The organism is Chrysosporum bergii ANA360D (assembly GCF_029891735.1).
In the GTDB taxonomy this organism is placed as follows: Bacteria; Cyanobacteriota; Cyanobacteriia; order Cyanobacteriales; family Nostocaceae; genus Umezakia; species Umezakia bergii.
Genome location: NZ_JANQDH010000026.1, coordinates 16,878 through 40,691, shown reverse-complemented (window position 1 = coordinate 40,691; position 23,814 = coordinate 16,878). Strand labels below are relative to the sequence as shown.

Sequence of the window (23,814 nt, the reverse complement as noted above, 5' to 3'; positions counted from 1 at the left end):
AAAGCCAAAAACTTTGAATAAGAAGGGTTTGGGGGTTTGCGTCAACCTAATTTTAGATATATAGCAACCGCCAAGGAGGTTAGGACGCAAAATTATATCACCCTTGAGCCTACTAACCTGTGATTAGTTTTGATTCAAGGGCATTTCGTTTTTGTCCCGCTATCCATCCCCAGCCTATAGGGGGATGGGGAATTTAGGGATCTTTGTTAAACTTTAGCGGTTGCCTTAGTAATCACGTTCAATTCGCCTTTGGCATATTTAGCGGCAAAGTCATCGAGAGAAACTTGCTTAATCTTGCTAGCGTTACCGGCAGTGCCAAACTGCTCATAGCGATCGGCACAAACTTTCTGCATATACTTAATAGAGGGCTTGAGGAAGTGACGGGGGTCAAATTCCTTGGGAGCTTTTGCTAAAGCTTCACGAACTGCTGCGGTGATGGCTAAACGGTTATCGGTGTCAATATTAACTTTACGTACACCGCTCTTAATACCTTTTTGGATTTCTTCTACAGGTACACCGTAGGTTTCGGGAATTGCACCACCATACTGGTTAATCAGTGCTAGTAAGTCTTCTGGTACGGAAGAGGAACCGTGCATTACCAAGTGGGTGTTAGGTAAACGGCGGTGAATTTCTTCAATGCGGCTAATGGCCAAAATTTCCCCTGTGGGTTTGCGAGTAAATTTATAAGCACCGTGGCTTGTGCCGATGGCTACGGCTAAAGCATCTACTTGGGTTGCTTCTACAAATTCTACAGCTTGTTCGGGGTCGGTCAGCAACTGAGAGTGGTCAAGTGTACCTTCAAATCCGTGACCATCTTCAGCTTCACCAGCACCAGTTTCTAGAGAACCTAAACAACCAAGTTCACCTTCAACGCTGACACCTAAAGAATGAGCAACATTTACTACTTCACGGGTAACGTTGACGTTGTACTCAAAGCTGGCGGGTGTTTTAGCATCAGCTTCTAAGGAACCATCCATCATTACGCTGGTAAAACCATTCTTGATTGCTGAATAGCAGGTGGAAGGTGCATTCCCGTGATCTTGGTGCATAACAATGGGAATGTGAGGATAGGTTTCTGCTGCTGCCAAAATTAGGTGGCGGAGAAAGTTTTCTCCAGCATAAGCACGAGCGCCGCGAGAAGCTTGCAGAATTACAGGGCTATCTGTCTCTGCTGCTGCTTTGAGAATTGCCTGAATCTGCTCTAAGTTGTTAACGTTAAAAGCGGGAATGCCGTAACCGTTTTCAGCAGCGTGATCCAAGAGCAGCCGCATTGGTACAAGCGCCATAGATAGTCCTCCTAATTTGTTTTTCGGTTAATGGGTCTGTTGAAAAGCGTGGTGTTCACGCTAATCTTAATAGTTTTTTCAACTTATAAGAAATTATATCTAGTCTAGGGTGCTTATGTTGAAAAACTTTCTGGCTGGACTATATCGAGATTAATCTATAATTCAATAGTACTTATGTACTGTTTAATACTATATTATTGAGTTGATTTAGTAGCTTGTGATCCAGTTACCGGCGCTAAAATGTCCCAATATCCATCCCCACCCTATGGAGGGATGGGGATTTTCGGGGATATTTGTAAAAAGCGCTATAGAGCTAATTAATCACGAGCATCATCAATCAAACAAGAGGCATATTGCTCACTTCTGGCTTTTGGGCTATTGGTAAGCAGTTCTGCTACCAGGCTGGTGGGGGTAATATCCCCTTTCAGGTTTACCCAAAGTTCACCCAATAGAGAATTAGAACATTTGACCTCTACTTTCTCACCGGTGTCTGGTCCAAAATTAGATAGGGCTTGATCAATTTCCTGGATGGCTAGTTGTTTACCAATATTACTAGCAATTAGTGTTTGTACTGGGGATTTGTTAAAGGCATCCAGCAGGGCAATTGACTCAACAAAATATTCTTCTGCTGAACCTGGGTAACAAGTACCATGTTTAATCCACTCATGGCGATGTAGATTTGATTTGGTTCCGGGCATGACTGCTTGTAGTTGTTCCCAAGTTGCTGGGGAAAGCTCGTTTTCTACAGCCGGTAGTAGTTCCCAATTTTTTTCTTTATCGTAAGTAATATCACTCTTACTCACATTACAGTAAACATTGGCTCTAGGTTGAGGCCACAAACCGTGTAAAACGAAATTTTTAGCTTCAAATCGGTCTGGATCTGCTGCTAGGATTTGACATTCAGTTTTATCTGGTCTACCCTCACAGAAAGCAGGTTGCCAACTGAGAGCTAGTAAATAGTCATCTGCTGTGGGAACTGCAAAGATGGGACTGGGTGTATCATTGGCTTGTGCAACGGACTCAACAGAACCAACACAATTAATAGGAACCCAACGTTGAGAGGGACTAACATTAGCAATTTCTACAAGGTAGTGGGAAGCATTATCTTTATTTTTCCCAACTATTTGATAGACTTGCCCTGGTGTCAGTGTGACATTATCTGGGTTAGTTCCTGTTCTAATTGAGCTTACGGCTTCGCAAGCACTGGTAGCAGTGAATTGACCTTGATAGGAAACAAAAGCTAAAGCAGGGTTAGGCAATAGTATGGAGGACAAAACCAATACCATCACCAAAGCCAGGATTTTTTTGAGCGATCGCCACATAATATACTCCTAAAAATTCTACTTCTACACAAATTACTACCACAAAAAACAGCTATTGGGTAAGTATTATGACATTTAATATTAAATTTTGGTGGTTCGGTAACTTCCAGTCATGGGAGTTTCTTACACTGTAGTTATGGAAATTAATCAGCAGTAACTATGACCCTAGCTGCAAACCAACTCACTTTTGAGGAATTTCTCAATTACGACTTTCCCGCGGAAGGTCGCTATGAACTGGTGAATGGAAAAGTTGTGCGGATACTACCAACAAGACAACATGATAATATTGCAGATTTTATTACCAGAAAATTTGATAGGGAGGTTGAAAGTCGTAACCTTAACTACAGAGTTTCTGGGAGAATTATGATAAAAACTGTTACCTCAGATGGTGGAGAACAAGGACGCTTTCCCGATGTTAGTGTTGTAGATAAAGCACTGTGGGATTCTCAGCCTTTTAGTTACACTGCTTTTGTTGAACCTCTGCAACTAGCTGTAGAGGTGGTGTCTACAAATTGGGAAGATGATTACATTGACAAACTCGATGAATATCAGCGTCTGGGTATAACTGAATATTGGATTGTTGATTATTTAGCGATTGGTAGCCGTAATTATTTAGGTAATCCTAAAGTGCCTACAGTTTTTGTTTACTTCCTCGATGAACAGGGTGTTTACCGGGGAAATGCTTATAGAGGTAGGGATAATATTATGTCTCCTACTTTCCCAGAGTTAGCTTTGACAGTTGAGGGGATTTTGGCGGGGTAGGTATTTTAGTTAAAAAGGGAAGGTGGTTATTTATGGGTCGCCCGGGATTCGAACCCGGAACTAATCGGTTAAAAGCCGAGTACTCTACCGTTGAGTTAGCGACCCTTTTTTTTGCTCACTAACTTTTTCATCATAGCATGGGCATCTGGGCATTGGCAAGCTTTTTTTTAGAAAAAATTAGCGGTTAATTTCAAAGATGCTGTACAGCTAGTGTTGGGAGCCAATACTGTCAGGTTTTCTCCTGTGTTGAGGGCGTTGCGGGGGGCGGTCCAAGGCTCTAAACAGTAAAACTCTTTGCCTTTGAGGGTCCAAAACACTAGACAAGAGTAGATGCGATCGCGATCTAAATCTAATGTCAGTTTTAGCTGACGACTAGGGTCTACTACTGTAGCAGATTGGCTAGTCAAATTTTTAAAGGCTACATCAATTTCGTCGCGGTTAAAATCAAAGTTACCATGAAATGAGTGAATTTCTGGACTGTTTTTTTCTTGATACTGCTCAGAGGGGATGTGAAATTCTAGTTGATGTTTATCATTACCTGTGAGAAAGTAAGGATGGAAGCCTGCGGAAAACGGCATGGCTGTGGATGAGAGATTTTGATATTCTTGGGCAATGGTTAAGGTGTTGCCTTGCAATTGATAGGTAAAGATGACTTGAAAGTCAAAGGGATAAACTGCTTTAGTTTGTTCGTTGCTTTGGAGTGCAAGGGTGAGGCTGGCTTGGTTTTGAGTTTGTTGGTGGGTGACTTCCCAGGGTAATTCCCTGGCGAAGCCGTGTTGTTTAAGGGTGTACTGCTGTCCGTTGTGGGTGTAGGAGTTATCTACTAAGTTGCCACAGATGGGAAATAAAATGGGGTTTCCACCTCTAATGCTTAAATCAGGATGAGTGAAGCGTTCTGTGTCGAGATAGAATATTTCTTGCCCCTGGATACGCCACCGGGTGATTATTCCTCCTCGTTCTGGGACTACTTCTATTTGAGAATTGCTGCTTTCGTCGCTGAGGATGTATGTTTTGTATTGTTTCTGTTCAACGGTGATGGTAAACATAGGTTTTAGTCCTTGTTGATGAGGGTTGGAGAGTGCTAATTACTCAGCACTCAGTATATAACTCTTCTTACTCGTCTTCTGCAAAAATAAAGCGATATAGTTCTCTGGGGTCTGGTTCGGGGCTGGTTTCGGCAAATTTCACAGCTTCGTCGATTACTGCTTGAATTTTTTTGTCAATTGCTTTTAATTCGCCTTCGTCTGCTAGGTTTTGCTGTATGAGATAATCTGTTAGTTTTTTGATGGGGTCACGGGAAAACCAAAATTCTTTTTCTGCTTTGCTTCGCATTTCGTCTGGGTCGGCTAGGGAGTGTCCCCGGAAACGGTAGGTAAGGGCTTCTATTAATGTTGGTCCTTCACCAGCACGGGCTCGGGCTACTGCTTCTTGGGCTACTGCTCGCACTGCTAACACGTCCATACCGTCTACTTCTACGCCGACCATGTTAAATACACTGGCTTTTTTGTAAATCTCTGGCTGGGAGGTTGCTCGTTCGTGGGACATCCCAATTGCCCATTTATTATTTTCCACTACAAAAATAATTGGTAGTTTCCACAGAGCAGCCATGTTTAAGGTCTCGAAAAACTGACCGTTGTTGGCTGCACCGTCGCCAAAAAAGCAGGCTGTTACTTGGTCGGCTTTAGGATCTTTTAATACTTCACGGCGGTATTTGGTTTGAAAGGCTGCCCCTGCTGCTACAGGAATCCCCTCCGCCACAAATGCGTAACCACCTAGTAAGTTATGTTCGGCAGAAAACATATGCATGGAGCCTCCCCGTCCTTTGCTGCATCCTGTGGCTTTGCCAAATAGTTCTGCCATTACTTGTTTGGCTGGTACACCGGCGCTGAGGGCGTGGACGTGATCGCGGTAGGTGCTGGAAACAAAGTCTTCCCCCGGTCGCATGGAGAGAATAACTCCTGTGGATACTGCTTCTTGACCGTTATAGAGGTGGACAAAACCAAACATTTTACCTCTGTAGTACATTTCGGCGCATTTGTCTTCAAATGAGCGACCTAGTACCATATCTTCGTACAAGCGCAGTCCTTCTTGTTTGGTAATTTTAGCAGTGGCTGTGTTAAATGTGGGTAATGCGCGTTCTTGAACCATTATTTTTTAGTGTCCCTATTCTAAAACTGAAATGTACCATTTCCCATAACTTGCTGTCATGCAGATCTAGTTTGCACTAGCTTTCATAGGCTATCAATCAGGATAGCTTGATTTCTGCATATTCATAAACAATTTGGTGTAGGTGAACCAGGAAAATTTGGTATTTCGTTAAATACTTGTAAATCGAGTTGATCTGTGTTATGATTGATGCTATTTTAGATGGAAGGGGGATAATTTTGGCTCAAACGTTGATGAGAGCTAAAAATATCGAGGTTTAAAAGAAAGTGTAGATACTTTCTAGACAATGGAAGATACTACCACTAAAACTATAGTTATTATACAGATTTTAGCGGTGACCAAACTAATTGTCGCTAATTTACACTATAAGTGTAAATTAGCGACGGTATTATTTACGGTATTATTATGGCACGGTTTTACAGGCTGGAAATGCTCTGGGTGAATCATATTATCACGGTGCAGGGGAAGTAGACTGTGCGAGTTCCGCTAGATTATTACCGAATTTTGGGATTACCGTTGGCGGCAAGTGATGAACAATTGCGGCAATCGTACAGCGATCGCATTGTGCAGTTGCCACGCAGAGAGTATTCTCAAACGGCAATCTCTTCTCGTAAACAACTTATAGAAGAAGCTTACGTGGTTTTATCCAATCCGACAAAACGTAGCAGTTATGACCAGCTGTATCTCGCCCATGCCTATGGACATGAGGGCAGTGGTGATGCTGGTGTTGCTGTGGAGAACCAAACACCAAGCCATACTGCTGATCCAGATATTCAAGGTTTGAGTATCGACATTTCCCCGGAGGAATTAGTGGGTACTTTGTTGATTTTTCAGGAATTGGGGGAATATGAACTGGTACTGAAACTAGGTCATAATTACCTCACTACTCAAAGGGCGTTAGCATCTGCTAGAGAAGCTGATGATCTGCCTAGTGAGGAGTTTCTGGAAGGTTCTGATTACCCAGATGTGGTTTTAACTGTTGCTTTGGCTTGTTTGGAGTTGGGTAGGGAACAATGGCAGCAGGGCCACTATGAAAATGCTGCTGTTTCTTTAGAAACTGGTCAAGAACTGCTGACCCATGAGGGGTTGTTTGCTAATGTACAGGAGGAGATCCAGGCTGATTTGTACAAATTGCGCCCCTATCGGATTTTGGAGTTGTTAGCATTACCTCTGGAAAAGGTGGCTCAACGACGGCAAGGGTTGGCATTTTTACATGAGATTTTGAGCGATCGCGGGGGTATTGATGGCACTGGTAATGATCAATCGGGTTTAAATATAGATGATTTTTTGCGTTTTATCCAGCAAATACGCAATTATTTAACGGTTGCAGAACAGCACAGGCTATTTGAAGCCGAAAGCAAGCGTCCTTCTGCTGTGGCTAGTTATTTAGCGGTTTATGCTCTTTTAGCTAGGGGATTTAGTCAACGCCAGCCGGCTTTAATTCGCCAAGCCAAGCAAATGTTGATGCAGTTAGGAAAGCGTCAAGATGTGCATTTAGAACAATCATTGTGTGCTTTACTACTGGGACAAACGGAGGAAGCTACTCGTGTTTTAGAACTAAGTCAGGAATACGAGGCTTTGGCTTTTATTCGAGAAAAATCTTTAGATGCTCCAGATTTGTTACCGGGATTATGTTTATATGCAGAACAGTGGTTACAACATGAAGTATTTATCCATTTTCGAGATTTAGCTAAACAGCAGGCTTCTCTGAAAGATTATTTTGCTAACCCACAGGTGCAGGCTTATTTAGAGGCTTTACCCAGCGATGCAGAAAATATTGAGGAATGGGGTGTAATCAATCGCCAATCTTTTTACCAGCGTTCATCGTTACCGGATTTATCGGCAAGGCCTGGACAGAAAATACCTGACAATACTAATTTTACGGCAACTGTGGGTAATAAACAGCCGGATCCAACTTCTGGGGATACCCACTCACCAAGAGATGTAGCACGGTTTTCTCGTCCTCAAGCCCAAGGTGGAGCAACTCATGCTGATGTTAACAATGTGGCTAGGTCTAATCCTCCTCGTCAAGTTAAAAAGCGCAGGCGGCGCAAACCCACTGGACCGGTAAATAACGGTTATCCTCAACAACAACCGGCTTTTGCTACTACTTTAGAAGGCAAAACAAGGCTGGTTTGGACTGTATTTGCCTCGTTGGCGGGTGTTTTGGTGTTTTGGCTATTGGTGTCAACCACATTTGCATGGGTAAGAAATTTGTTTTCCCCAGTACCAGCTTTGGAAGGTAAACAGTTGTTTGTGCAAGTTAATCAACCACCAGTTGAAATTCCTGATGTAGCTAGTCAGTTACAACCCCCAGGAGGTTCTTTGACAGAAGGAGCAGCCCAAGAGGTAATTCAAACTTGGCTATCTACTAAGGCGGTGGCTTTAGGTCCTACACATAACATGGCTAGTTTGCCAGACATTTTAACAGGTGAGGTTCTGACTCAATGGCGGCAACTTGCCCAACAAGAGAAACTACAGAACCGCCATCGCACTTATAACCACACTGTCAAGGTGGAGTATGTTGATCAAAAGGCGGATCAGGCTGTGGTTGTGGCTACGGTGAGGGAAGTAACCCAGTTTTATAGTCAGAGTCAGATCAGAAATTTTACTGATGAAACTTTGCGTGTGCGATATTCTTTACTCCGACGGGCTGATGTTTGGCAAATTGAGAATATGTCGGTTGTTAATCAGACTTAGTATAGATTTTTAAATATCCAGACTCTCACCTACAGTACATTAACTAATTTGTCAGGAAATGATGACAAATTACCAGTCCATGGCTGCTAGTGAGGCTATATTGTCAGGGAATCATGACATTATGATCCCGCAAGTGCTGATAAATTCGTAGTCAAGCTAGAAAAGAGACTTTTAACCCCTTGATCCCTGGGCGGGTTTACTGGTTAATATTTATTTAATAAAATAACTGCTTTGATCCCAAAGAAATGCTAATCATGGCATAAAGGCGGGAGCAAGAGTCAGGGAATTTTAATTTAACAACAAAGTAAAAAGTTAAAAACTGGGCACAACCAGAAGTCAGGAAGTCAGAAGTTCATCTGGGGTAGATGACATTTTATTTTATAGAAGATTCTGTAACCCAGGGAAATCATTTACCTTGCACACTACTGGAGGCCAAGATTGTGGCAAAAGAACGCCCACCACTAGAGGAGATGACATTAAGGCAATTACGCAGGGTTGCTAGTGAATACAGCATCTCTCGCTATAGCCGAATGCGTAAGTCTCAACTGCTGGCAGCTATCCAAGAAGCCCAGCGCAGCAAATTTAGTCCAATCGGTACATTGGAGGCACAGGAAACCGTGGAAGGAACAAAGTTTGAATTAGGTCAGGAAGACCGGACCGGTGGTTCTCTCGCTGATGTTGATCAGGGACTGGCTGATCTACCAGCAGGTTATGGTGAAAGCCGGATTGTACTTTTACCACGTGACCCTCAATGGGCTTACGCTTATTGGGACATTCCTAATGAACATAAAACTGAACTACGGCAACAAGGCGGACAGCAATTAGCACTGCGGATCTATGATGTTACCGACATTGATCTTGATGTCCAACGTCCTCACAGTATCCAGGAATATCCGGCTGATGAGTTGGCTAGGGAATGGTATGTACCTATCCCGGTGAGCGATCGCGATTATGTTGTAGATATTGGTTACCGTACTGGTGATGGTCGTTGGTTGGTATTAGCCCGTTCTGCTCGAGTACATATTCCTCCTGTTTATCCATCGGACTGGATTGAGGATGTTTTTGTTACTGTCGATTTTGACGAAGACCTCCGGGGTAAAACAGTTTACGAATTAGTTCCCCCAGAGAAGAAGGCGGCGGCTGTGAGTGGTCAAAGTAACCCCATATACGAAGAAATCTTTGGTTTGGCGGAATCTGCGGAAGCACAACGAGTTGCTGGTTCTCTGTTCGGTTCTATGCAGCACGTACCGGGTTCTATGGCTCCTGAACAGTCCATTAGTTCCTATGTTTTCCCCTCTGGTGTAGGTATGTGGGGAGTACCAACAGTATCTGGTTTAACTATGTCTGGTGCAGGTATGTCAGGGGCGGGCTTCTCTGCTGGGGCTATACCGATGCGTCCTCGCAAGTTCTGGTTAATTGCTGATGCTGAATTGATTGTTTATGGTGCAACAGAACCTGATGCTACTGTAACCATTGGCGGTCGTCCCATTAAACTTAATCCTGATGGTACATTCCGCTTCCAGATGTCCTTCCAAGATGGTTTAATTGACTATCCTATTTTGGCTGTGGCTGCTGACGGCGAGCAAACAAGATCAATTCATATGAAGTTCAATCGTGAGACTCCATCCCGAAATACTAATACTAAGGATGAAGCTGTTTTAGAATGGTTTGCTTAATTTGCTGATCATTGAAAGTTTGACATCCCCGGTCTTAAAGGATCGGGGATTTTTTACTTCATATCACATGAAAATAGTTAAGGGCAACAGGTATTTATTATATAAGTTGTATTTTTTGACAGTAACTATCAGTAATCAAGGTAACATGGGATCAAATACCGTGACTTTTACCAATTACCCAATTACGCCGGAAAAATCGGGCTAGGGCTGGTTCATCTAAGGATAAATAAATGGGGCGACCGTGGGGACAGGTGCGGGGGTGGCGAGTGCTTTGCCATTGGTCTAGGAGGGTCTGCATTTCTGTTATGGTCATGGGTGTACCATTACGAATGGCTGTGCGACAAGCTACTGCTACTTGGGCTGTTTGTAAGTCACCCCCACGACTAAGTTCTAAAATTGCGTCTGTAATGTCTTGTCGGTGTTGCAGGGGTGCTGGTATGCTACGCACTGCCCAAATTTGTTCGCCAAAGGGTTCTATATCTAAGCCTATGGTTTGTAGTTGTGATACTTGGGCGGGTGATAATTGCTCAAGTATAATGGCGGGTTGAATGGGTAGGAGTTGCCAGTTTTGGCATATTTGCTCATACAAAACTCGCTCGTGGGCAATATGTTGTTCTACTAACCACATACCGCCTGGATGTTCTACTACGATATAAGTATTACTCAGTTGGGCGATGGCTTTGAGGGGGTGGTGAGTGGTATTTTCTGGGTGGGGGTTTTGGGGTTTGACGTTGTAACCGCTTTTGGCTTCTGCGGCTTTGAGTAGTTGACTAACTCTGGTGGTTTGCAGGGTTTCGGGAAGATGGGAAGCGCTGATGCGGAGGGCTTGATTGATGGCTTGGGTAATTTGTTCTTGCCAATATGTAATTTCATGGAGATAAATTTCGTTTTTGGCGGGGTTACGATTCCAGTTAATTTGTTCTGGGGAGATGGTTAGGTGTAATAAGCATATGGGATAGCGATCGCGTGGTAATGTTCTGTTAAATGCTGATAATATGGTTTGCTCTAGTTCTGGTGATTTGACCATGCGTCCATTAATGGCTACTCTTACCCAGTCTGGTCGGCGACGATGACATCTGTCAGGTAGTCCCACTACTAGACTGATTGTTTGTAGTTTGAGTTCTTGTAGGTCTCCTGGGCGCAGTTGGGGGAGAATTTGCGGTAGTAGTTGTCCGGTGGTGGCTGCTGGGGAAATGGTGAACCAAGTTCGGTCATTTTGCCAAACTTGCCATGTAATCTGGGGATGACAAAGGGCGATTTGTTGGATGGCGATTTGCACGCTTCTCATTTGTTGGGGGGTGGTGGGTAAACCCTGACGGCGGACGGTACAGTTACCAAAGAGGTTAGAAACTGTGACTACAGTACCGGGGGCGATGGCTGTTGGTTCTATTTCTATGGGGTGTCCACCATCACCATAGACAACTCTCCAGCCAACATTTGCTGTGGCTGGACGGCTGAAAATTTCTAAATCTGCTAAGGTGGTTAAACTGTGCAAGGCTTCACCGCGAAACCCTAAACTATTAATTTTCCATAAGTCTTCACTGGAGTGAATTTTGCTGGTGCTGTGGGGGAGGGCGGCTTGTTGCAAATCGTCTTGGTTCATTCCATGGCCATTGTCAGCGACGCGAACGCGCCACTGGTTTGGCCAAAGGGAAATTACTATGCGTGTTGCTCCTGCGTCTAGGGAATTTTCTACTAATTCCCGCACTACGGAAGCTAGAGAGTCGATTACTTCTCCAGCCGTAATTAGATATACAACTTCTGTGGGTAGAGATTGAATAATAGATGTCATAAGTTATAGTTTATGACATTAGATCACCACTGAACTAGAACTGGCATTTTTATTGACTTTTGGCGATAATTTTTGATTAATTGTAAAGAAAGTCAAGTTGTCTGCATATTTTTGATAGATTTCTGGTGAGGTTATCCGCGAGAAAAGTTTATGAGTAGTGATTTAATTGCTGAGGTTCATGATCTCAAGTCTCGTTTGGAATGGGGACAACCAGGGTTTACAATTATAGATGTGCGCGATCGCCACACTTACAATTACAGTCGCATCACTGGAGCTATGCAAATTCCTTTAGATCAACTGGTACAACGGGCTAAATTCTCTCTGCACAAACAGCGCCCTATATACGTATATGGGGACAATGACGCACAAGCAGCCGAAGCAGCCCAAATGTTGCGGACTGCTGGGTTTAGTGATGCTGTTGAAATCAAGGGGGGTTTGACGGCTTGGAAAACAATTGGTGGTGCTACTGAAGGTATAGCCCAGGGTTGACATTTCCCCCGGTTCAAACACGGGGGATTTTAAACTGATAGGGTTTGATTTGGTATTATTATGGCGGGCATCTTACCCGCCATGTCTGATGTGTTTAATCTGTCATGGTTAAAACCTTGGGTAGTTCAGGTTTAAGTAATCTATTCAACAGAGAAGCGGGGGGTTGATGGTGCGGCCAGGCGAAAGCATGGCGGAAGGCTGCATTTTGACAAATTTGCAATTGCTTAAAGTTAATGATGTCATGGGTTAACAAGTTTTCGTACTCAAAGGGCAGGCGCATATTATGTAACCCGGCGTTGTCAGTACAAATGGCGATATCTACTCCTGCTTCAAAACAACGGTCAAATACTAATTTTAGTTGACGGATGTCTTGTAGGGTGCCGGTTTTGAGATAGGTGGTGGGACAAACTTCTAAACACTGTCCCCGTTTTGCTATGTCTTTTAATAGTTGGGGAAATAACAGGGGAATTTGGATACCGTGACCAATTCGCATTAGGTAGGGTAATAGTTGGGGGTAACAACCATCTGTGGTTTCATAAAGGTGTCCGGTGGTGTTAATGCCTAGCGATCGCCCATAATCATACAAACTGACCCATTCTTCTAGTCTTTCTTGATAATAGCGATCGCCTCCTGCTACATCAATACCACAAACATACTGTTGATTCTGGGCTGCTAAGTCAATAATTGCTTTATTGACTTCATAGGGTAAGCGAGAGTGCATACACAGAATTTGGCTAGTAACAATAGGATATTCTGGTACATAACTCCCTTTGCCTACTACATCAACTATTTCCGCCATCTTGTCAATTCTGGCGTTTTGACTGAGATGTTCTGGTGTGCGTAAGTAGGGGGTATAGCGTAGTTCTAAGTAAGCCAAATTTTCAAAAATATAAGCCCCCCGCAGTAGGCGATAGATAAAGTAAGGTAAGGTTTCTACTGTTTGCACACTTTCTACTAGGGTGTGCAATTCTAAATACTCATCTAAACTATTGCGGGGACGGGTGTAAAAGTCTTCAAATTGTGAATATTCAGCAAAACGAGCAATTAAATCTGCCCCATGGCGCTCAAAGTACCGCCACAACACGCGGGGAACAACGGAACCCCCCAAGTGTCTATGTAACTCTGCATATAAGGCCATAATGGTATTTTGTAAATACAAATTTTACTAATTGTAACAAAAGCCATAAATAAAAAAGTCTATATCCATGGGGGGATAGTTGAGGAGTGATGGCTGGATTAAGTGTTTGTATCTAATCTAACTATTGGTTTACCCAATTTCTGATTGCTCTTCTCATGAGGTGATGTTGTGAAGCAGGACTCTATCGGCTTGATTTTTAACAGGGATCATGTTTTGATCCTGTGGGACATCTTTTATTACTGTTGACAAGATTCTGGGGATCTGATATATATTGAAATTTGTGAAAACTTTACCTTTTAATATAATCTCTTGGCTAACGTAATTGTCATAGGTGCCCAGTGGGGCGATGAAGGAAAAGGCAAAATAACAGATTTACTCAGCCGCTCGGCGGATGTGGTGGTACGTTACCAAGGGGGAGTGAACGCTGGACATACTATAGTAGTCCAGGGACAGACTTTTAAGCTGCACTTAATCCCCTCTGGTATTCTGTACCCAAATACGGAGTGTATTATTGGCTGTGGAACGGTTATAGATCCACAGGTTTTAATCACGGAAATGAATCAACTGGAAAGTTTAAATATTTCCACTGCCAAGCTGTTGATCTCGGAGACGGCCCATGTTACTATGCCTTATCATCGGTTGATTGACCAAGCATCAGAAGAGCGGCGGGGAAGTCATAAAATCGGTACTACAGGTAGAGGTATTGGTCCGACTTATGCTGACAAGTCGGAGCGTACAGGTATCAGAGTTTTAGATTTGATGGACTCACAAGGGTTACGGGAAAAGTTAGAATGGACGATTAATTATAAAAATGTAATCTTAGAAAAACTCTACAATCTACCCCCCCTGAATCCTCAAGCAGTAATTGAGGAATATCTGGGCTATGCGGAACGCCTGCGCCCTTATGTTGTGGATACGTCACTAAAAATATATGATTCTATTCAGCGTCGGCGCAATATTTTGTTTGAAGGGGCGCAAGGTACGCTGCTGGATTTAGATCATGGTACTTATCCTTATGTGACTTCTTCTAATCCCGTGGCTGGCGGCGCTTGTGTGGGTACTGGTCTTGGACCAACCATGATTGACCGAGTAATTGGGGTGTCCAAAGCCTACACCACCAGAGTGGGTGAAGGTCCTTTTCCTACGGAATTGAATGGAAAAGTGGGACAATTGTTAGGCGATCGCGGTGCGGAGTTTGGTACAACTACAGGACGCAAGCGGCGCTGTGGCTGGTTTGATGCTGTCATCGGTCGTTATGCTGTGCGAATTAATGGTATGGACTGTATGGCCATTACTAAGCTGGATGTTCTGGACGAACTAGAGGAAATTAAGGTGTGTGTGGCCTATGAAATAGAGGGCCAACGGTGCGAAAACTTCCCTAATAGCGCTCATCAGTTTGCTCAATGCCGTCCTATTTATAAAACTCTACCGGGATGGCAAGTGTCAACTACGGAATGTCGTCAGCTGGAAGACCTACCACCGCAAGCCCTGGACTACTTGAAATTCTTGGCGGAATTAATGGAAGTTCCCATCGCCATTGTCTCTTTAGGAGCTAGCCGCGATCAAACAATTATCGTTGAAGACCCGATCCACGGGCCAAAACGTGCTTTATTGCATCCTGACGGTACTCCTGCTTCTTTATTAAGCGCTTAGTTCTGGGACGCAATTATTTGTGTCTGGGAAAAGGTGCTGATCACTGGTCAATAATACTGATAACTGATAACCAACAACTGCTATGTCCATTAAACTCGAATCTCACCCCCGGCCAGAAGGTATTAAGCCCAATGCTTTACGCCGTTCTGGTCTGATACCTGCTAATTTATACGGTCACAAAGGCGCTGAGTCAATTTCTCTGGTGGTGGATGCTAAAACTGTTGAGCGATTGCTCAAAGAAGCTGCTGTTAACCGTACTGAAATTGAACTGAATATCCCTGAACTAGAATGGAATGGTACAACTGTACTGCGAGAAGTTCAGTCCCACCCAGCCAAGGGTTTTATCTATCATCTCAGCTTTTTTGCTTCTCCTCAAAGCTAAACAAAAGAGGTAAAAGTTTAGTTTTTAGTCATAGTCGCTATTTGTACCAGGGTTAAAGCCCTGGTTTTTTTTATGAAAGAAACTCGGCTGACAACCATTGATCAGGGTGAGTGCGATGGGTTAAATACAGCCCAACTACATTACAGAATGTAAACTGCACCAAACACCTAAAAACCCCCAAACTCCAACCCCAGTCACCATTTCAACTATATTAAGAAATGTAAACCCAGGCTCAAAACTGTCGCATGGAGCTACAGTCAGCCACAGCTAGCCAAAGAATGTAAATAAAAGTAAAGATATTAATAAACCCTTGACTTGTTTGTAAAACCCTGTTATATTAAGTCCATAGGCTGAAAACCAAAGTTCAGCAACCCAGCCACAGCTACGCAAGCAAGATGATACATCTCAAATTCCGTAGCCTCGTGCAACCGAACCTTGAAAACCAAATATATCAATAGTTTCCTATGGGTAGGGTCCATGACTACCTTTCCCCCGCAAGGGGATGGAAACGATAGAGTGGAAGCGTCCGTGCGTGGTAATCTTTTTTGAGTCCATGACTACCTTTCCCCCGCAAGGGGATGGAAACTATAACACATTTAACTTTGAGAATGAGTTTACTTCCGCCAGTCCATGACTACCTTTCCCCCGCAAGGGGATGGAAACTTCTTCAGTGAAGTTTACATAGAATTTGGTGTCTATGTAGCTACCCCCATAGGTCCATGACTACCTTTCCCCCGCAAGGGGATGGAAACTTAAACCCAGTTGTCTTCTTCTAAGTCATTTAACTTGTAGAAGTCCATGACTACCTTTCCCCCGCAAGGGGATGGAAACTAAATAATACCTTTGCCATCGGTGAAAATTTCGCACGGTCCATGACTACCTTTCCCCCGCAAGGGGATGGAAATGTGCGGATTTTATGGCGTTCAGCTGAACTGTGGTCTTACCCTGTTCAACACCTCCATTTCCCCGCAAGGGGATGGTAAGGGTGGTTACAAGCAGGATGCTTGTGTTACTTTTTCAGCAAGGGGATGGAAACTCTCTGTAACACATCCCTCTGGGATGTAACTGACATAAAAATTAGTCACTGTATCGTTATGGCTTTTGTACTGCTGGCGATGACATTGAACTCAGCTTAGGTAATGGATTGAGTATTTTGCTGATAAATTTGCTAGAATGGCTGTTGCTGTGACGACAGTGTAAGTATTCAAGCCAACCATAATTTTTATGACAAAAGTAAATCTTCCAGTTTTAATTCAGCAGATGTTACAACCGGGATTTTATCCCCATGAAGTGACGGAACCAATACAACTAATTCAAACTCATATTTCTTATGTACTACTGACGGGAGAATACGCCTATAAAGTCAAAAAAGCGGTGAATTTTGGCTTTTTGGATTTTTCTACTTTGGAGAAACGGAAACATTTTTGTCAGGAAGAATTGCGTTTGAATCAACGCGGTGCTGCTGAAATGTATTTGGAAGTGTTACCAGTGACGGTGGTAAATCGGCAACATCAACTAGGAGGAACAGGAAAGGCTGTAGAATACGCTCTAAAAATGCGCCAGTTTCCCCAAGAGTTCCTGTTTAGTACACTATTTGAGCAAGGTAAGTTAAAGGAAAGTCATTTAGAAGATTTGGGTAAAGTGGTGGCTCAATACCATGCTCAATCTACAACTAATGATTATATTAGCAGTTTTGGACAAGTCCCCCAGGTGCGGGCGGCAATTGATGAAAATTACCAACAAACTGGAAAATATATTGGCGGACCCCAGACACATCAACAGTTTCAGGAAACTAAAAAATATACAGATGGTTTTTTTATAGAACGTCCGGAGTTATTTGTTAACAGGGTTAAAAATAACTATATTCGTGAGTGTCACGGTGATCTACACTTGAGAAATATTGCTATCTGGAATGACAAAATTACTCTTTTTGACTGCATTGAATTTAATGAGCCGTTTCGCTTTGTTGATGTGATGTATGATGTGGCGTTTACGGTGATGGATTTAGAAGCGCGACAAAGCCCTGAATTAGCTAATGCGTTTTTGAATACATACGTTGAGCAAACTGGGGATTGGGAAGGGTTGCAGGTGCTACCTTTGTATTTAAGTCGTCAGGCTTATGTACGGGCAAAAGTGACTTCTTTTTTGTTGGATGACCCCAATATCTTAGATAGTGCTAAGGAGGAAGCAGGAAAAACAGCTACTGCATACTACAAACAAGCTTGGGACTACACTCAACCGCAACTGGGAAAATTGATTTTAATGTCTGGTGTGTCGGGTTCGGGAAAGTCTACCACGGGAAAATATTTAGCCCGTCAATTACAAGCTATTCAAATTCGCTCAGATGCTGTGCGCAAGCATTTGGGGGGAATCCCTGTTTGGCAACGTGGAGGGGATGATTTATACACTCCTGAAATGACTGAAAAAACCTATAACCGCTTGCTGAATTTGGGAATTACCCTGGCTAGACAGGGTTTTAATGTAATTTTAGATGCTAAATATGATAAGCAGCATCTACGCCAGGAGGTCATAGACCAGGGGTCAAAATACCAACTGCCTGTACAAGTTATATACTGTACAGCACCTTTGGAGGTTGTACGGGAGCGTTTGTCTAAACGTACTGGTGATATTGCTGATGCTACTGTTGATTTATTAACATCACAATTCCAGCAGGCTGAACCGTTTACCCCAGAGGAGAAACCTTATGTACAAATTTGGGATACAACTCAACCGCCAGAAACACAATTAAAACAAGTTATTAATCAATAGTATTTATTACATCATGGCATCAAATAATCAAGGTTTACCCCCCATATCACCTGAATTCTTTTCTCAACTTGTATTTGGGGGATTTTTAATTCTGATCTTGACTCTGGGGGGGTTTTCATTACCCCTGAGTATCTTTGTGGGTATTATTGCTGGTTTTATTTTGGGTTGGTTCACAAATTCCAGCAAAAATAACCCGGAAGCGACAACAGTAGCTTCTTCTGATGGTGTTGATGTGGGGCTGAAATACTGGTTATTTTTTCTGGTGGGGTTTATATTCTTAGGGTATCCTCCATCTACAAGCATCTTACTGGGGGGAATCGCCGCCATCGGGGGCGGTTGGATTACTGCTTGGTGGGGAAGTAAGGAAGCAATCCAAACTCAGCTACCACTAGAATTTTCAGAGACGGAAACAAGTAAGAGTACCAGAGAAGGTATGACTAAACGACAAAGGAAGAGAAAACCCACCCGTCGTTATCGTCGAGCTTCTGGAAGTTTTAATTTTAGGTTTTGGGACAAATAATGGTCATTTGTACTTGATTTAGCTGTAATTTGCTGTAATTTCCTGTAATATGTTTTTATATCTTTCTAAGTTATTGCCACTATTTTTTTATCCGCTGGGATTGGTGAGTATTAGCCTGATGGTGGCATTGGTAACATTATGGAAAAGACCACGGATAGCAGCGATCGCTATTTCTCTGGGTTTAACTTTGTTGCTGGTTTGCAGTAATGCTTGGGTGGCTAAGTTTTTAGTGCGATCGCTAGAGTGGCAATATCTCCCGGTTAATCCAATACCAAATGCAGAAGCAATTGTGGTGTTGGGTGGTGCTACTAAATCCGCTAATCAGCCCCGGTCTACTGTGGATTTGAGTGAAGCAGGCGATCGGGTTATATATGCAGCCCAATTATATCGCCAGAAAAAGGCTCCTAGGATCATCCTCAGTGGAGGACGTATTGATTGGCGTGGTAGTGGTTCTCCAGAGTCGGCTGATATGGCCAATGTGCTGATATCTATTGGTATCCCCTCTGAAGCGATTATTCAAGAACCAAATTCTTTAAATACTTATGAGAATGCTGTAAATGTCAAGAAAATCTTAGTTTCTCGTGGTATTAATAAAATATTACTGGTGACATCAGCTTTACATATGCCGCGATCGGTGAAAATTTTTCAGCGTCAAGGTGTAGATGCTATTCCCACACCTACAGATTTTCTTGTTAGTGGGGCGGAACTGCAAGAATTGAGCAGCACACCAAAGTCAGCTATTTTGAACTTATTACCAGAGGTTAATAACTTACAGCAATTTACTAGCGCTGTCAAGGAATACATTGGCAGTTTTATCTATGGCTTGCGCGGTTGGTTGTAATATCTAAAAATTAGTCAAACCGAGAATTACAGCCCCTCAATCTGAGAAATCACGTTGATTGTTTAACTGAGGAACCGCTGTAGCCCTGTTGAAAATAGCAGCTAGACCCACAGATCCTCTTGGAGGTTTCCCAATAAATAAAGTCCGCCAAAGCGGACTTGGAAAATTGGATAAGGTTAGGTTCTTAACAAGATGGACGACAACTTGTTAGAGGTTATCTTTATTGTTGATGACTGATGGGAAAAAATCAACCATCTCCGAAACAATCTTTAGACATAAATGCGGTAATTATGTCTTAATACTCCTGAAAATGCCCTAACAGCACAGGTAGTTTAACTCTGTGCAACAAATCCCGCGGGTATGTGGTTCCCCTACAGATGTACCTCAATAACCCGCAATATGCTGTATTTCATTAAATCTTAATAATCAATTAACACAATCTTAATATCATGTAATAATTTAAACTCATATTATATTTTGGGGACAAAAATTTTTTACTTGGGTATGAATTCTAGCTGAGTTGAAATAGTCAAAATTTTAAGCATGAAGACAACTGATATTTGTTAGACACAATAGGAAAGGCAAATGTCTATAAAATCCACAGTGACCACACTCACAAAAAGTTTAACTGCCAATACAACCAGAATATCTAACAAACTGATCAGGATTTGGCAATCATGGCATTTTGGCATAATTTCATCCTTACCACTTTTGATAGCTTTTGTGGTGTTTTTAAGCGTAGTTGGCTTAAAACATCCCCTCCTGTTTCCTGGTTTGCTAGGAGGTAGTTTGATGGTAATGGTCATCCAGCAAGTGAAACAGCAAGTGCATTTATCAAAACCATGGCTTATACTATTACAAATCTTGATAGGATCTGTCGTCCTTTGTTTCTTTTGGTTAGACTATTTTGCTGCACCTGCATATGCACAATTTTTTGGCAAAGCTGAGGATTTTTTACAAAATACTCTATCCCAAGGTTCAGGAAACAACACCAATAGTCAACCAGCAATCAGCTTAATATTCAATGTGTTAAGGGCAATTTATTTACTTTATATTGCAGTTTCTCTCATTGGTGTAATTAATGCAGTACGTAAAGATGAAGATTGGCAAAGTATCGCTAGAGTTCCTTTATTAGTGGTTGTGGCTGTGACTGTTGCTGATGTGTTAACTGGGTTTGTCATTGGTGATGTTAGTAAGTGAGGAATTTGTTTGATTATGTCGGAAATCAGAGAGCAAGAATTTCGCCCAGTCAATCAAATTCTAGGATCACAACCATCATTAGGTCCCATTCCTGCTGACCAAATTTTTCCTTGGATGGTGATTGTTTTAGCTGCTTATTTTGTGGTTAATGGAGTTTTTGGGGGGAGTTTTAGAGATGATTTCCAAAAATGGTTATGGACGGTATTAATTGCAGGTTGGGGAATAGGGACTTGGTGGATCTTAACTGGTGGTAGGAGTTGGCGCTTTTTAAGTAAATTCGTTGGAGTTCCTACTTGGACAATAGGCTTTGCTCGTTATCACAGTTGGTTAGAAGTTAACTATGAAGCAAAAAATTGGAAAACAAAGCGTAACCATCGCCGGACAAGAAACTAGATTAACACCATTTGAGGACGCTTTACATTTAGCAACAATGTTCCGCATTTCTCTAGATGGTCGCGATATCGGCGCTTATATTTTGCATAAAGAATCCCCAACAGATAGATTTGGTAAAGATAGATTTTGTTTTGTTTTCGGTTTTGAGTGTGGAGGGATTCATACTACCTTACGTAATGAACAAATAGAGACAATTTTTAATAATCTGGAATCTGGATTAAAAGATATACCCCAAGGGGAAAAAATGACTATAAATATGGGTTCTTTTAGTTCGGATGAAAAACGACAAGCAGAACTAGCAGATTTAGTCAAACTAACAACAGCACGAGATATAAAATATTTGTTAACCGCAGAAAGAGCGAGGGTGCAAGAACTGACTAAAACTGGTATTCGTAAGCCTAAATTTCTCAGAATTTATGTTACTTACACCATTGAGCCGAATAATAAATATACAAATGATTGGATTGAAAAATTTTTAAATAAAGCTGAATTATGGTGGTTAAATTTTAAGGGGGAACTGGCAGAAATGCAAAACCAGCGACTGGAAACCTTGATGATTAAAGCTTATCAAGAAGGTTTTTCCCGTTGGGAACAGCTTTTATCAAACAAAATGGGATTAGATGTAAAACCTTTAAATGCTGATGAACTCTGGAAGCAAGTTTGGAGAAAATTTAACCATACACCACCTATAAAAATTCCTCAGTTACTTTGTTTAGATGAAAATGGACTGCATGAGCAGGTTAACTCAGACTTAACCAGTACTAAATTACTGTTAGAAAATGTCCACAGTACAACTTTGCTGATGCGGTCTAGTATACCCCATGCTGATCGCCGTTGGGTTTATGTCAAAAATCGTTATGTTGGGGCGCTGACATTTTTGGAAAAACCAGGGGGGTGGCGGAATAAATTAGCTCAAATGCGTTATTTATGGGAGTTATTAGCTAAAGAAGCAGTGGTAGATACGGAAATTTTTTGTGAGTTAACCGCTGCTAATCCAGCACTGGTTAAAAATACTTTACAGCGTGTGCTAAAACAGTCAAATATGACGGCAATTATGGCTCAAGAGAAAAGTAAAACTATTGATGTCAGTGCTGAATTAAAGTTAAAAAAATCCCTAGCAGCCCAGGAACAATTGTATGAGGGAGCAGTACCAATATATACGAGTGTTGCTATTTTTGTTTATCGTCCCACTGTGGAAGAATTAGATGCAGCTACAAGATATATTGAAAACTGTTTTCAACGACCAGCCCAAGTAATTAGAGAAGTAGAGTATGCTTGGAAAATTTGGCTGCAATCTCTACCTATTGTTTGGGAAGGTTTGTTAGTAAAACCTTTTAACCGTCGTTTGTTATATTTAACTAGTGAGGTTCCCGGATTAATGCCTTTGGTGTTAACCAAAGCAGGAGACAGTCAGGGTTTTGAGTTGATTGCTGAAGAAGGGGGAACCCCTATACATCTGGATTTATTTAACCAACATAAAAATTTAGCTTTATTTGCTACAACTCGTGCTGGTAAGTCGGTTTTGGTGTCGGGGATATTAACTCAAGCTTTAGCTCATGGAATCCCTGTGGTGGCTTTGGACTTTCCTAAACCAGATGGCTCATCAACTTTTACTGATTATACCAAGTTTTTGGAGGGTAATGGAGCTTATTTTGATATTTCTAAACAATCTAATAATTTATTTGAGCAGCCGGATTTGCGATCGCTCACTTTAGAAGCACAGCGCGATCGCCTGATGGACTACACCGGGTTTTTAGAATCAGCTTTAATGACCATGGTTTTAGGGTCATCGACACAAAATCAACTGTTATCCCAAACTGTGCGTTCCCTGATCAACTTAGCTTTAAGAGCTTTCTTGGCTGATGCAGGTATTCAACAAAGATATCAACAGGCTATGGCGGAAGGATTTGGTAGTCAGGCATGGCAAAAAACCCCTACCCTAAAAGATTTTATCTTGTTCTGTTCACCAGAACACCTAGAATTAGATTCTGTGAGTGGCAGAGTAGATGATGCACTTAGCCAAATTCAACTCCGCTTACGGTTTTGGCTTTCTAGTCGGGTGGGACAAGCCATTTCCGCACCTTCTAGTTTTCCCACGGATACCCAACTTTTAGTTTTTGCCTTGCGGAATCTTTCAGATCACGAGGATGCAGCGGTACTTTCCTTAAGTGCTTATTCAGCGGCTTTGCGACGTGCTTTAAGTAGTCCGGCTTCTATCTTTTTTATTGATGAAGCCCCAATTTTATTTGAATTTGATCAAATATCAGATTTAGTTGGGAGAATTTGCGCCAATGGTGCAAAGGCTGGAATTAGAGTAATTCTCTCAGCACAAGACCCAGATACCATTGCCAAATCTAAAGCCGCATCGAAAATTTTACAAAATTTGTCCACTAGATTAATTGGTAGGATTCAACCAGTGGCAGTAGATAGTTTTGTGAATATTTTAAAATATCCCAGGGATATTATTACCCGTAATGCTACAGAAAGCTTTTTTCCTCGCAAGGAGGGGATTTACAGCCAATGGCTATTAGATGATAACGGTATTTATACTTTCTGTCGCTACTATCCAGGGTTTGAGCAGTTAGCAGTAGTAGCTAACAACCCTTATGAGCAAACCGCACGCCAAAAAATCATGCTAGAACACAACGATAAATATGAGGCTATTTCTGTATTTGCTAGGCAGTTAGTAGCTTCATTGCGGGGAAGTTGATATAAGTTAGCTCAA

General features: G+C 42.2%; 18 protein-coding genes, 1 tRNA gene and 1 CRISPR repeat array. Of the genes, 12 read left to right on the top strand and 7 right to left on the bottom strand.

The window, feature by feature from the left end; translation table 11 throughout:
• Positions 1 to 206: 206 nt before the first annotated feature.
• Both fba and NWP17_RS04260 read right to left on the bottom strand, forming a co-directional pair.
• A complete protein-coding gene (gene fba, locus NWP17_RS04265; protein ID WP_280653673.1) occupies positions 207 to 1,286 on the bottom strand; it encodes a class II fructose-bisphosphate aldolase in 1,080 nt (359 codons plus the stop codon).
• A gap of 317 nt (positions 1,287 to 1,603) precedes the next feature.
• A complete protein-coding gene (locus NWP17_RS04260) occupies positions 1,604 to 2,608 on the bottom strand; it encodes a ribonuclease T2 family protein (protein WP_280653672.1) in 1,005 nt (334 codons plus the stop codon).
• Positions 2,609 to 2,767: 159 nt separating this feature from the next.
• Here NWP17_RS04260 and NWP17_RS04255 point away from each other — a divergent pair, with 159 nt between their 5' ends.
• The gene (locus NWP17_RS04255) at positions 2,768 to 3,370 is read left to right on the top strand and encodes a Uma2 family endonuclease (protein WP_280653671.1); all 603 of its coding nucleotides are present in this window, start codon (positions 2,768 to 2,770) and stop codon (positions 3,368 to 3,370) included.
• A 33-nt stretch (positions 3,371 to 3,403) separates the two neighbouring features.
• Here the strand turns inward: NWP17_RS04255 and NWP17_RS04250 are convergent.
• The 3 genes from NWP17_RS04250 to pdhA all read right to left on the bottom strand — a co-directional run bounded on the left by NWP17_RS04250 (position 3,404) and on the right by pdhA (position 5,518).
• A tRNA-Lys gene (locus NWP17_RS04250) sits at positions 3,404 to 3,475 on the bottom strand.
• Positions 3,476 to 3,537: 62 nt separating this feature from the next.
• Positions 3,538 to 4,416, bottom strand: a complete 879-nt coding sequence (locus NWP17_RS04245; RefSeq protein WP_280653670.1) for an aldose epimerase family protein — start codon at positions 4,414 to 4,416, stop codon at positions 3,538 to 3,540.
• 67 nt (positions 4,417 to 4,483) lie between these two features.
• A complete protein-coding gene (gene pdhA, locus NWP17_RS04240; protein WP_280653669.1) occupies positions 4,484 to 5,518 on the bottom strand; it encodes a pyruvate dehydrogenase (acetyl-transferring) E1 component subunit alpha in 1,035 nt (344 codons plus the stop codon).
• Positions 5,519 to 6,010: 492 nt separating this feature from the next.
• Here pdhA and NWP17_RS04235 point away from each other — a divergent pair, with 492 nt between their 5' ends.
• Both NWP17_RS04235 and NWP17_RS04230 read left to right on the top strand, forming a co-directional pair.
• Positions 6,011 to 8,236, top strand: coding sequence for an IMS domain-containing protein (locus tag NWP17_RS04235; RefSeq protein WP_280653668.1), 2,226 nt, complete (start codon positions 6,011 to 6,013; stop codon positions 8,234 to 8,236).
• Positions 8,237 to 8,676: 440 nt separating this feature from the next.
• Complete coding sequence (locus NWP17_RS04230; RefSeq protein WP_280653693.1) at positions 8,677 to 9,912, top strand: DUF4912 domain-containing protein; 1,236 nt, start codon at positions 8,677 to 8,679, stop codon at positions 9,910 to 9,912.
• A gap of 151 nt (positions 9,913 to 10,063) precedes the next feature.
• On the opposite strand, the gene mutL is transcribed toward NWP17_RS04230, so the two are convergent.
• Positions 10,064 to 11,704 carry a DNA mismatch repair endonuclease MutL gene (gene mutL / locus NWP17_RS04225; protein ID WP_280653667.1) on the bottom strand — a complete coding sequence of 547 codons (1,641 nt, stop codon included), beginning with the start codon at positions 11,702 to 11,704 and terminating at the stop codon, positions 10,064 to 10,066.
• Positions 11,705 to 11,854: 150 nt separating this feature from the next.
• On the opposite strand from mutL, the gene NWP17_RS04220 reads away from it, so the two are divergent.
• Complete coding sequence (locus tag NWP17_RS04220; protein WP_280653666.1) at positions 11,855 to 12,193, top strand: rhodanese-like domain-containing protein; 339 nt, start codon at positions 11,855 to 11,857, stop codon at positions 12,191 to 12,193.
• 94 nt (positions 12,194 to 12,287) lie between these two features.
• Here NWP17_RS04220 and NWP17_RS04215 read toward each other — a convergent pair whose 3' ends face one another.
• The gene (locus NWP17_RS04215) at positions 12,288 to 13,331 is read right to left on the bottom strand and encodes an adenosine deaminase (RefSeq protein WP_280653692.1); all 1,044 of its coding nucleotides are present in this window, start codon (positions 13,329 to 13,331) and stop codon (positions 12,288 to 12,290) included.
• 309 nt (positions 13,332 to 13,640) lie between these two features.
• Between NWP17_RS04215 and NWP17_RS04210 the strand changes: the two genes are divergently transcribed.
• The 8 genes from NWP17_RS04210 (at position 13,641) to NWP17_RS04175 (ending at position 23,799) form a co-directional block, all read left to right on the top strand.
• Positions 13,641 to 14,984 (top strand): adenylosuccinate synthase, encoded by a 1,344-nt coding sequence (locus tag NWP17_RS04210; RefSeq protein ID WP_280653665.1) that lies wholly within the window; start codon positions 13,641 to 13,643, stop codon positions 14,982 to 14,984.
• 82 nt (positions 14,985 to 15,066) lie between these two features.
• Entirely contained in the window at positions 15,067 to 15,366 is a 300-nt protein-coding gene (gene rplY, locus NWP17_RS04205; protein WP_280653664.1) for a 50S ribosomal protein L25, read from the top strand.
• Positions 15,367 to 15,839: 473 nt separating this feature from the next.
• A CRISPR array of direct repeats spans positions 15,840 to 16,270; the repeat unit is 36 nt; unit sequence GTCCATGACTACCTTTCCCCCGCAAGGGGATGGAAA.
• A gap of 320 nt (positions 16,271 to 16,590) precedes the next feature.
• Entirely contained in the window at positions 16,591 to 18,135 is a 1,545-nt protein-coding gene (locus tag NWP17_RS04200; RefSeq protein WP_280653663.1) for a bifunctional aminoglycoside phosphotransferase/ATP-binding protein, read from the top strand.
• Between the two features lie 13 nt (positions 18,136 to 18,148).
• Positions 18,149 to 18,655 (top strand): hypothetical protein, encoded by a 507-nt coding sequence (locus tag NWP17_RS04195; protein WP_280653662.1) that lies wholly within the window; start codon positions 18,149 to 18,151, stop codon positions 18,653 to 18,655.
• A 49-nt stretch (positions 18,656 to 18,704) separates the two neighbouring features.
• Positions 18,705 to 19,496, top strand: a complete 792-nt coding sequence (locus NWP17_RS04190; protein ID WP_280653661.1) for a YdcF family protein — start codon at positions 18,705 to 18,707, stop codon at positions 19,494 to 19,496.
• Between the two features lie 585 nt (positions 19,497 to 20,081).
• Complete coding sequence (locus NWP17_RS04185) at positions 20,082 to 20,696, top strand: hypothetical protein (RefSeq protein WP_280653660.1); 615 nt, start codon at positions 20,082 to 20,084, stop codon at positions 20,694 to 20,696.
• Positions 20,697 to 20,711: 15 nt separating this feature from the next.
• Positions 20,712 to 21,089, top strand: a complete 378-nt coding sequence (locus NWP17_RS04180; protein ID WP_280653659.1) for a hypothetical protein — start codon at positions 20,712 to 20,714, stop codon at positions 21,087 to 21,089.
• The gene (locus NWP17_RS04175; protein WP_280653658.1) at positions 21,037 to 23,799 is read left to right on the top strand and encodes a hypothetical protein; all 2,763 of its coding nucleotides are present in this window, start codon (positions 21,037 to 21,039) and stop codon (positions 23,797 to 23,799) included. The genes NWP17_RS04180 and NWP17_RS04175 overlap by 53 nt, the downstream gene beginning before the upstream one ends.
• Positions 23,800 to 23,814 lie beyond the last annotated feature (15 nt).

What these genes read in the sequence shown, in the direction of transcription:
- fba (WP_280653673.1), bottom strand. Translation starts at nt 1,286, where the DNA reads ATGGCGCTTGTACCAATGCGGCTGCTCTTGGATCACGCTGCTGAAAAC.
- NWP17_RS04260 (WP_280653672.1), bottom strand. Translation starts at nt 2,608, where the DNA reads ATGTGGCGATCGCTCAAAAAAATCCTGGCTTTGGTGATGGTATTGGTT.
- NWP17_RS04255 (WP_280653671.1), top strand. Translation starts at nt 2,768, where the DNA reads ATGACCCTAGCTGCAAACCAACTCACTTTTGAGGAATTTCTCAATTAC.
- NWP17_RS04245 (WP_280653670.1), bottom strand. Translation starts at nt 4,416, where the DNA reads ATGTTTACCATCACCGTTGAACAGAAACAATACAAAACATACATCCTC.
- pdhA (WP_280653669.1), bottom strand. Translation starts at nt 5,518, where the DNA reads ATGGTTCAAGAACGCGCATTACCCACATTTAACACAGCCACTGCTAAA.
- mutL (WP_280653667.1), bottom strand. Translation starts at nt 11,704, where the DNA reads ATGACATCTATTATTCAATCTCTACCCACAGAAGTTGTATATCTAATT.
- NWP17_RS04220 (WP_280653666.1), top strand. Translation starts at nt 11,855, where the DNA reads ATGAGTAGTGATTTAATTGCTGAGGTTCATGATCTCAAGTCTCGTTTG.
- NWP17_RS04215 (WP_280653692.1), bottom strand. Translation starts at nt 13,331, where the DNA reads ATGGCCTTATATGCAGAGTTACATAGACACTTGGGGGGTTCCGTTGTT.
- rplY (WP_280653664.1), top strand. Translation starts at nt 15,067, where the DNA reads ATGTCCATTAAACTCGAATCTCACCCCCGGCCAGAAGGTATTAAGCCC.
- NWP17_RS04200 (WP_280653663.1), top strand. Translation starts at nt 16,591, where the DNA reads ATGACAAAAGTAAATCTTCCAGTTTTAATTCAGCAGATGTTACAACCG.
- NWP17_RS04195 (WP_280653662.1), top strand. Translation starts at nt 18,149, where the DNA reads ATGGCATCAAATAATCAAGGTTTACCCCCCATATCACCTGAATTCTTT.
- NWP17_RS04190 (WP_280653661.1), top strand. Translation starts at nt 18,705, where the DNA reads ATGTTTTTATATCTTTCTAAGTTATTGCCACTATTTTTTTATCCGCTG.
- NWP17_RS04185 (WP_280653660.1), top strand. Translation starts at nt 20,082, where the DNA reads ATGTCTATAAAATCCACAGTGACCACACTCACAAAAAGTTTAACTGCC.
- NWP17_RS04180 (WP_280653659.1), top strand. Translation starts at nt 20,712, where the DNA reads ATGTCGGAAATCAGAGAGCAAGAATTTCGCCCAGTCAATCAAATTCTA.
- NWP17_RS04175 (WP_280653658.1), top strand. Translation starts at nt 21,037, where the DNA reads ATGAAGCAAAAAATTGGAAAACAAAGCGTAACCATCGCCGGACAAGAA.